The organism is Chryseobacterium sp. HMWF035, from assembly GCF_003094695.1.
Classification (GTDB): Bacteria; Bacteroidota; Bacteroidia; order Flavobacteriales; family Weeksellaceae; genus Chryseobacterium; species Chryseobacterium gambrini.
Window position 1 is genome coordinate 22562 of sequence record NZ_QEHP01000093.1, and the last position, 8456, is coordinate 31017.

The 8456-nt window shown below is 38.4% G+C and carries 10 protein-coding genes and 1 pseudogene; 9 read left to right on the plus strand and 2 right to left on the minus strand.

The genetic code is table 11. The annotated features are described in order from the left end of the window. The gene (locus DD829_RS13975) at positions 1-432 is read right to left on the minus strand and encodes a hypothetical protein (RefSeq protein WP_108409384.1); all 432 of its coding nucleotides are present in this window, start codon (positions 430-432) and stop codon (positions 1-3) included. Positions 433-854: 422 nt separating this feature from the next. Between DD829_RS13975 and DD829_RS13980 the strand changes: the two genes are divergently transcribed. The 9 genes from DD829_RS13980 to DD829_RS14025 all read left to right on the plus strand — a co-directional run bounded on the left by DD829_RS13980 (position 855) and on the right by DD829_RS14025 (position 7436). After that, complete coding sequence (locus DD829_RS13980) at positions 855-2258, plus strand: type IV secretory system conjugative DNA transfer family protein (protein ID WP_108409383.1); 1404 nt, start codon at positions 855-857, stop codon at positions 2256-2258. Positions 2259-2461: 203 nt separating this feature from the next. Further along, on the plus strand, positions 2462-2824 hold the full coding sequence (locus DD829_RS13985; RefSeq protein ID WP_108409382.1) for a DUF2958 domain-containing protein: 363 nt from the start codon (positions 2462-2464) through the stop codon (positions 2822-2824). 227 nt (positions 2825-3051) lie between these two features. Further along, complete coding sequence (locus DD829_RS13990) at positions 3052-3411, plus strand: DUF2958 domain-containing protein (RefSeq protein ID WP_108409381.1); 360 nt, start codon at positions 3052-3054, stop codon at positions 3409-3411. Beyond that, positions 3395-3856, plus strand: coding sequence for a hypothetical protein (locus DD829_RS13995; protein ID WP_108409380.1), 462 nt, complete (start codon positions 3395-3397; stop codon positions 3854-3856). Before DD829_RS13990 ends, DD829_RS13995 begins: the two co-directional genes overlap by 17 nt. A 279-nt stretch (positions 3857-4135) precedes the next feature. After that, the gene (locus DD829_RS14000; protein ID WP_108409379.1) at positions 4136-4999 is read left to right on the plus strand and encodes a relaxase/mobilization nuclease domain-containing protein; all 864 of its coding nucleotides are present in this window, start codon (positions 4136-4138) and stop codon (positions 4997-4999) included. A 481-nt stretch (positions 5000-5480) separates the two neighbouring features. Next, positions 5481-5786 carry a helix-turn-helix domain-containing protein gene (locus DD829_RS14010; protein ID WP_108409377.1) on the plus strand — a complete coding sequence of 102 codons (306 nt, stop codon included), beginning with the start codon at positions 5481-5483 and terminating at the stop codon, positions 5784-5786. Positions 5787-6179: 393 nt separating this feature from the next. Beyond that, entirely contained in the window at positions 6180-6614 is a 435-nt protein-coding gene (locus DD829_RS14015; protein ID WP_165796572.1) for a sigma factor, read from the plus strand. Between the two features lie 60 nt (positions 6615-6674). Next, entirely contained in the window at positions 6675-6851 is a 177-nt protein-coding gene (locus DD829_RS14020; protein WP_108409375.1) for a sigma factor-like helix-turn-helix DNA-binding protein, read from the plus strand. Positions 6852-6914: 63 nt separating this feature from the next. Further along, positions 6915-7436: a hypothetical protein gene (locus DD829_RS14025; RefSeq protein ID WP_116547862.1), complete on the plus strand. Its 522-nt coding sequence runs from the start codon at positions 6915-6917 to the stop codon at positions 7434-7436. Between the two features lie 750 nt (positions 7437-8186). On the opposite strand, the pseudogene DD829_RS24475 reads toward DD829_RS14025, so the two are convergent. Beyond that, positions 8187-8456 (minus strand): annotated as a pseudogene (locus DD829_RS24475) (hypothetical protein); the annotation flags it as partial.

The following is an 8456-nucleotide window of genomic DNA, read 5'->3' on the forward strand; positions in this document are numbered from 1 at the left end:
TCAGCTCATATTAATATCTCCTTTATGCTTTTTGATATTATTTATATTCTTAGCAATATTAATGTTGGTGTTACCGGAACCCTTATAGATATGGGCTAAGTATTCATTGTAATTATTATACCCCAGATATTTGGAGAGCTGGAGTTTGGACCGGTCATTCGGAGGTGAAAAACCTTCTACATCTTTGTCCTTCATATGTTCCATATATCTTCGGTAATACCGTTCCAGAGTCTTGACGGATATCACCACGCCAAACTTTGGATTTTCATTAAAAAGTGCTACCATCTGATTGTGGACATAACCAACTACTGTATTTCTGACTGTGGATCCGCAATCCTTTTGTGCTTTTTTAAATACTTCTTTTACCAGTTGGCTTACTACGGTATTTTCATCTACTGCAACTTCATATCCATCTTTTTTTTCTTCTTCCATAATTATTGTTTTAAAAATTTGTCATCATTGGCGACAAGCTGTCGATGATTTTTCCACTTATTCCAGCCAACTTGCAGCTATTAAACGGAACTTATGAAATGTCGTCTTGCTTATCACAGTACAAATATAGTTTGCTTATCTCAATACCGCCTGCGGGAAAACCGCACTTATCAATTCATAAATATATACAATACAAATATTGCATACCGAAGATTACTACAAAAACTTAAAATACAAAAAATTAAAACCTTAAAAAACGTTGATATGATCCATGCCCTAAAACTATTTTTCGGTGCCATCGCGGCCCTTCTGATCTCCCTGCTGAGATTTTTGCTATCCCTCCTGTACACCGGATTCAGGCTGGTGGATATGGTATGTGTATTCTTCCTGACCCAAATCGAAAACCTTTTACATGAAATCAAATGATTAAGAAATTCCTGTTACAGCAAATTAAAACCCGGATCAGTAAAAGTTCTCCTGCCGGCAAACAGCTGGCTGAAACGATCTGGGGGAAGGATCACAGCCTGAAGGCTGCCTTTAACAAACCCGAAACCCTTATTTCGTCAAAAGAGCAGGGTTTCTGTATTGACGGCACCCGGTTTGTTTCCATGGCCAAAAGCCGTGAAAATTATCTGGTGGTGGCTCCTTCGGGAAAAGGTAAATCGCAGGTGTCGGTATTTCCGTTCCTGCTCAATGCCAAAGGGCAGTATTCCATTATGGTGAATGACCCCAGCGGTGAGCTCAGCCGTACCATTCCGTATTTAGAATCGGCAGGCTACCGCTGCATGGAACTCAACTTTGGAAAGAAAACCGGAGTCTACTTTAACCCAATGGACGGATGCCGCAATAATGCCACCCAGATGCGGAAGATTGCCAAAACACTCCTTAACGCTACCACCGATGAATCTGACTTTTTTACCATTTCTGCAGAAGACTGTATTGTACTTTTTATGCAATATCTGCTGGAATCCGAAGCGGAGGAATATGGAAATCTTGCCAATGTTTACCGCCTCCTGATGGAATACCAGGGCAACCCGGATGCTGTAGAAAGGCTCCTTGCAGAACGTGCTTCTGAAACAGTATTCCGCAAGCTCCGATCTCTTGCCGGAGCCTCCGAGAATACCCGGAAATCAATTGTGGCAAGTGCACTGGCAGCACTCTCATTTATCGGTGATGATCCTATGCTCTGCGATATTACGTGCAGAACCACAGTCCGTTTCGAAGAGTTCCGGAAAACGCCCCACGCTTTGTTTGCCCATGTGCCTGTCGGAGATATCCGCTACTATGCTCCTATGGTATCACTCTTCTTTCAGGAGTTCTACCGCTATGCCTTCTCAAGACTACCGACAGAAAAAGAACTCGATGTATTTATGATCATGGATGAGTTTGATACATTAACCGCCATAAGGGATTATTCTGAAATTATTTCCAATTCACGGAAATTCAAGATTCCGCAGCAGCTGATTTTACAGTCCGAATCTTTATTGGGTAAATACGGTGAAAAGGCACAGAATATCCTTAACAACTGTAATATTAAATGTTATTACGGCGGCTTGGGGGAAGAAACCTATGCCCTGGAGCGAATGCTCGGGATATATGAATATAAGGATAAAAAATCGGGAGCAGCGAAACAGCGTTCACTGATGACGGCTTCAGAGATCCGGGAAATGAAGGATGAAATCCTGGTGCTTCCTTCCGGGGATAAACCTCTGAAAGTAAGAGTTACCCATGCCTACAAACAAAAGGAACTGATACAAAAGCTCCAAATGACACCCCAAAGAAGGCCTGAACCTGTAGAATATAAAGTACGCTATCTAACGATATAACAGTGTAACAATTAAAGAATAAGAACAAAGAGGAAAAGCAGCAGAGAAAATACTTCACGGAAATCATGAACTCACCATAAAAAACGATCTGCACAAACAAGCAGCAAACAGCAGATTCATTAATTATCAAAATGACACGCTAAAATATCAAACCAACAACAATCAACAAACAACAATCAGCCCAATACCCAAACACGATACTTATGAAACTGATTACTGAAACTTTAGAAAAACGTTTTGCCGAAATTGGCGATCAATCTGAAATTGACAACCCGGTTATTATTGCCAAATTTTTCAATCCCTGCGGTTCACAGACATGGTATGCAGTGGAATACAATCCTGAAAACCATATCTGTTACGGCTATGTCACAGGAATGTGGGAGGATGAATGGGGAACATTTTCAATCGATGAACTGGAAGCAGTGCAGCTTCCTTTTGCGATGACCATAGAACGGGACATTTACTTTAAGGAGATCAGATTCCGTGAGCTGATACGGCAGCAGAGACTGGAAAAGCTGAATATGGATCACTCTTCCAAACAACAGTTTCTGGACTTAGACCTGTAGCATTTATATTGATAAAAACAGAAGGTTCGGCAGCGTCAATGATAAGCTCCTATTGTCAATCTGAACGGAAAGTCATGAAACAGTAAAAAATCACATGATCTTCCGAACCTCTCAATTTAAAACACCAATCCACAGTAACAATTACCTGTAACCCTGGCCCGTAACGATGACAGGAGCCATCAGCATCCGGACAAAGGGCAGGAATATAACAACAAACCATTATACTTATGAAACTGATAACAGAACTTTTAGAAAAACGCTTTGCCGAGATCGGAAAACAAGGCAAAGATAATCCATTGGTAATAGATAACGCCAGTGGTCAGCAAACCTGGCATATCACTATGTATGACCCCAGATCAGGAACCTGTTTAGGATACCTTGTCGGGGAGGAGGAAAAAAAGTGGGGATATTTCCCTTTGGATAAACTGGAAATACTCTCTCAGTCTTTTCTACTGTCCATTGAAAAAGACTGCTTTTTTGAAGAAATACATTTCGATAACCTGATGCAGCTTCCACGCTATATCATCATTCAGGATATGTCCGTCAAAAAAAATAATAAAGACCGTGATTGTGAACAGCAGCGATAGTACGGAAACCAACCAAAGGGAGTACAAAAGCCTGCATGAGTATCTTGATACTGTATTTGCAGGACAAAATCCTTCCCATGAAGAGATTATCCGTGAAAAGAAAAAATATTGGCGGCGGTATAATACACTGCTTAAACAGCAGCAACGCCGAAAGTATAAGAACTATACCATATCCCTGACAACAGACGAATCCCGGGAACTTAAAAAACGGATTGCCAAAAAGCAGTCCGTTACAGAATATATCAGGGAGCTGGTAAAAACGGATCTCAGGACCGGAACTCAAGTTAATGAATCATGGTCAGAGCATGATATCAGAAAAGAACAACAGCTTTTTATGATTGCGGATTATCTTGAGAAACTAGTACTAGGATCTTATATCACAGATCATAAAAGCATTACAGAGCTGAAAAGCCACCTGCAGAAACTATGGAAAATAGTAGGTTAACCATGCCATGCTTTACCAATCCAATGACCCAATTTGCCCAAATAACAATAGATCATAATAACAGTGTAACAATATAAAAATGATGTGATCCTGTAATGCTGACTTGCAGAATGGTAAAAATGATGGAAAAGTGCAAGTGATTGTTGATTAAGTGATCAGACACGGTTCTTAAGTCCGGCAAAACGGCATTTTACATTATTCATCAGGTTTCTTAATTCTAAACGATTAAAGGTCGATGTACATGCTAACAAAAAATATCAAGTGTAAAAATCTGAAATTATGATCATTAAAAGTACTTCTTACAAAAGTATCTCCTGCTTTTCTTCGATCCCAAAGTACATTCTAAGGGATAGTGAAAGGGACAACAGCTTTGTACTGACCCAATTTATCAAGGGGGATACTTCCGATATTAACAGGCTGGCTATGCAGCTCGCCTCCAATGAAGAATTCCGAAAACGAAAATGCAGAAACAACGTACTCCTTTACATGGATATTCTGTCTTTTCATGCCCATGACACTCCATCTCTGAGTAATGATAAGCTGCAGGTTATGGCCATGAAATACCTTTCCTTACGGGCTCCGAGATCATTGGCAGTAGCCACGGTACACCGGAATGATAAGCAGCATGTTCATCTTCATATCTGCTTTTCTGCCATGGAATATAAAACCGGGAAAGTCGCCAGAATTTCTAAAAAAGAATTCAGCCGTATCAAAGAACAAATGGAGGCTTTCCAGAAAGAACGGTTTCCGGAGCTGGAATATTCATCAGTGCGGCACGGCAGGACCGAGAGAAAAAGTAAGAGGTATAGAAAAGAAAAAGAGACGGCGATGACGAAGCGGGGGAGGATTTCTGAAAAACAGCAGTTATGCGATCTGCTGGATGATGTATTTCAAAAGGCGGGTTCGGAAAAAGAATTTTATACCATCCTGCAGGAGAGAGGAGTGGAAATCTATACAAGAAATAATGAGCCTGCAGGAGTCCGGGGAAAACGGAAATTCAGGTTTAAAACGTTGGGATATGATAAACAAATCCTTCAATCCTTAGAGCAAAATTCCGAAGTTTCCATACGGATGAAAATGCTTCATAAATTAAGAGAAAACCGTCATGAAAAAGAACATGAACTGGCAGGGAAATTAAGGTAAATGCATCATGAAAAAACAAGTGGAAATCGAACGTAAAAATAAGTGAAAAAATGATTCTGAATGATCACAATAATGCAGCTTAAAAAGGATCGTAAATTACTTAAAATCCAATTCCGTAAGCTTTCTTTCAAGATACAATCCGTCATTGTGACGGTACGAATGCAATCCTGCAAGGGCTGAGCGGAAAAAAAAGCAGAGGGAGATTTTGGACAAAAACAACAATGAAAAAAGAAAAAAGAAACCCCAAAAAGAAAACAAAAAAATGATGGATACAGCAGGTAAATACCCTCCAAAACCGGAAGAATTTTCCTGCTGTTTTACCAAAAAAATGAAGCGTATTTGAGTAGAAAATAAAGGCCGGTTTTAGCCATCCTTCATCAAAAAAAGAAGGATAAAAAACACTCAAAACAGTATAGAATAATTGACAAAAAAAAATTAAAAACACAACCGGGAAATTACCTTCCGATTTTAAAATTAGGCTATGAATATTCATGATCATCAAAAAGATAAAGAACTGTTTCTGATCCAAACCGATTCTGAAACATTTTATAAAATGGTTAAAAAAATTGTTGAACGTATAAAAAGTGAAGAAATTAAAGATAAGGAAACTGATTTCATTTCTGAGAAGGAGGCAATGCAGCTACTGGGAATATCATCAAAATCAACCCTTCAAAAGTATCGTGACCAGTCTGTCATTACATTCTATAAATTAAGCGGCCGCAAAATACGGTATTCCCGCCTGTCAATTGAAAAATTCATCCATTCCAAAAAAGAATCTTTTGACTAAAGCAGATAGAATGGATTCGGGATGAAAGCACAGAATTAAAGATAAGATAATGCCCCTCATATGCCATTATCTTATCTTTTTGCTTGAAGTCATGATGTCAATTTATATTCTGATATCGTTATAAAATAGTTTGATTATCTATTGGGAAGCAAAACAAATTAACATTCCCGGATCATTAATTATTTTGTTATACTTATTTAAATATCCTGTTTATTGATACCATACTTTATGAAAAATACTGATAAACCCTTTGAAACCACTTACGAAATGTTTTCCTCAGAAATCTCCTGAAAAAGATATGGTATAACTGATCCTGAACTCTCAAAAAATCTCTACAGGGAATATATGAAAACCTGAGATCAGAAAAAACGGGATGAGCTTATCCTGCGTCATGTGAACTATGTACTTTATTATTGCAGGACCCAGATCAGTTCCTATAAGCTTTCCAATCATAACGGAGAATTCATGGATCTGGTGCAGGAAGGAATCTCAGGACTTTTAATTGCAGCCCACAGGTACAATCCTGACAAAGCTGCTTTTTTAACCTATGCACGATATTACATCAAAGTGGTGATCGACAATTACCTGGCGACCATAGGAAACAAATCACCTTTTAATACAAAAGATCAGGTTGGAGCAGCTGTTCAGGCGTATCATCTATTGAATTCCACTCAAAATGAAACGGGAGAAATCCTTCAGCTGGAAGAAGTCGCCCAAATACTCAGGGTAAGTTCGCGTGTGCTTTTGCAAAAGATTGAAGCGCAGGCCTATAATGTAATTTCTTTGGATGCTCCTGTAAGAAGAGGAGACGAAGAAAGCACCCGGTGAGATATTTTACAAACAGCTGGAAATAGCTCCCAAAACAGTCATGATGAGCATTCCACTGATATGATGAATAAGGAAATTCACGCCATTGTGCTGAAAGAAATGAGACTGAACCTTTCGATAAGGGAGTATAATATTGTAAAAATGCATTATCTGGATCATTCCACTCAGGATGAAATCGCTTCCGTCTATGGCTGCAGCAGGGAAAGAATCCGCCAGATTGAAGAAATAGCCCTTTGAAAGGTTCTTTTAGCATTAAAGAGCAAATATCCTGAATTAAAAATCAGTCTGGAAACAGGGTCGGTGAAAAAACGCTCACAGATAGACACCAAATATCATAATGTTATGAGGTCCGCACTGGAAACGCAGAGAAAAGAAATCAAAAAACAGAGCAGGCTGGGTGCTCAAATGAAAGCCCAATATGTGCTGGAACAGCTGGAGAGAGCCAGAATCAATGCGCTCAATCTCTCGGTAGACGATATACACGGATTATGCTTATATTGTCTTGGAAATGAACAGAGTATGTATCAAAGTTCTGAGCATATAGATACCTTATTCAACATAGCAAAGTATGATCCCCGTATCTCTTTAGCCGGAAGCAAACGGGAACATCAGCCCAGAATCTATCGTAATACATCCGATGAAAAGGAGTTTTTCGATTGGTTCTTTGAGCAGAAATCTGAGACAGTTCCTTTGCACGTTTCGGAATTTATCAAAAAATATTACGAGGCTACAAATAAAAATGCTCTTTTGGAAGGGGAGAGTATCGATGAGCTGGTCAAAAAGAAAGATTATTACCTGAAACTGTTTTTTGAAATTCCTTGAGTGACGGGATAATTATAGCTGCTTTTTAGATGTAATAGAAAAGATAGCTTCTGACCGAAATTGTCCTTCGTATTTCTGTGAGGGCAGTTTGTAAATGCTACAGTATATATGAATGCCAAACAATTTCTTCCAATTTTCTCTTGTATTTGTATATGAATTACATATCTATTTCATATGCAGATCGTTTAATTATTTTATCATTCAATGAAAATCATCCGTTATAATGAAGAAAAAAGAATCACAATATTGGAGAAAAGAGGGATTGATCTGCATACTGTTGCCCATCTTATTAATGAATGAGAAATTATAGATAAAAGAACCAATCCCGGCAGAGAAGGACAGATGATGTATGTGATTCTCTATGAGTGATATTATTGCGCAGTCCCTTTTGTTGAGAATGATGAAGAAATATTTATTAAAACGGCATATCTCAGCAGGAAACTCAAAAAACTTTATTTTTAACCATACTTTCCATGCTCAATTACGACAACCAACATTTAGATAAGCAGGAACTTTTATCGGAAGAATGATTAACAGCATCTTCCAGCCAGGGACTTTCAGCCCAGCAATTGAAAGCTGAAAAAGCAAAACTGCAAGGGTATTCAGTCCATAAGCCTGTCAAAAAAGCCATCAGCATAAGACTCCTGGCTTCTGATTTGGTAAAACTGAAATCAAAAGCTGAAATGATGGGAATACCTTACCAAACCCTTATTGCAATGGAACTTCATAAAATGGTTAATTAGTCATTCCTTAAAAAGCTAATTTTTCATTTTGAAAATTATACTTGCCTAAAAAGATTTTGAAAACAAGTTCAAACCAAAGGATCAATTGTTTTTTAATTTGGTTTAATCTCATCTTCAAATTGTATCCAATTCCTGCTAATAAGGCATTATGAATATCTCCATCCACTCCTTTTAGGAAATTTAATCCTAAGGAGTGGTTTCTTTTTAAATGCGAGATACAAGTTTCTATTGCTGCTCTTGCCCGGAATCTTAATCTTGATACTTGTTGCCCATATCT

Excerpts from the sequence above, each read along its gene's own strand:
- DD829_RS13975 (WP_108409384.1), bottom strand. The coding sequence starts at position 432 with ATGGAAGAAGAAAAAAAAGATGGATATGAAGTTGCAGTAGATGAAAAT.
- DD829_RS13980 (WP_108409383.1), top strand. The coding sequence starts at position 855 with ATGATTAAGAAATTCCTGTTACAGCAAATTAAAACCCGGATCAGTAAA.
- DD829_RS13985 (WP_108409382.1), top strand. The coding sequence starts at position 2,462 with ATGAAACTGATTACTGAAACTTTAGAAAAACGTTTTGCCGAAATTGGC.
- DD829_RS13990 (WP_108409381.1), top strand. The coding sequence starts at position 3,052 with ATGAAACTGATAACAGAACTTTTAGAAAAACGCTTTGCCGAGATCGGA.
- DD829_RS14000 (WP_108409379.1), top strand. The coding sequence starts at position 4,136 with ATGATCATTAAAAGTACTTCTTACAAAAGTATCTCCTGCTTTTCTTCG.
- DD829_RS14010 (WP_108409377.1), top strand. The coding sequence starts at position 5,481 with ATGAATATTCATGATCATCAAAAAGATAAAGAACTGTTTCTGATCCAA.
- DD829_RS14020 (WP_108409375.1), top strand. The coding sequence starts at position 6,675 with ATGATGAATAAGGAAATTCACGCCATTGTGCTGAAAGAAATGAGACTG.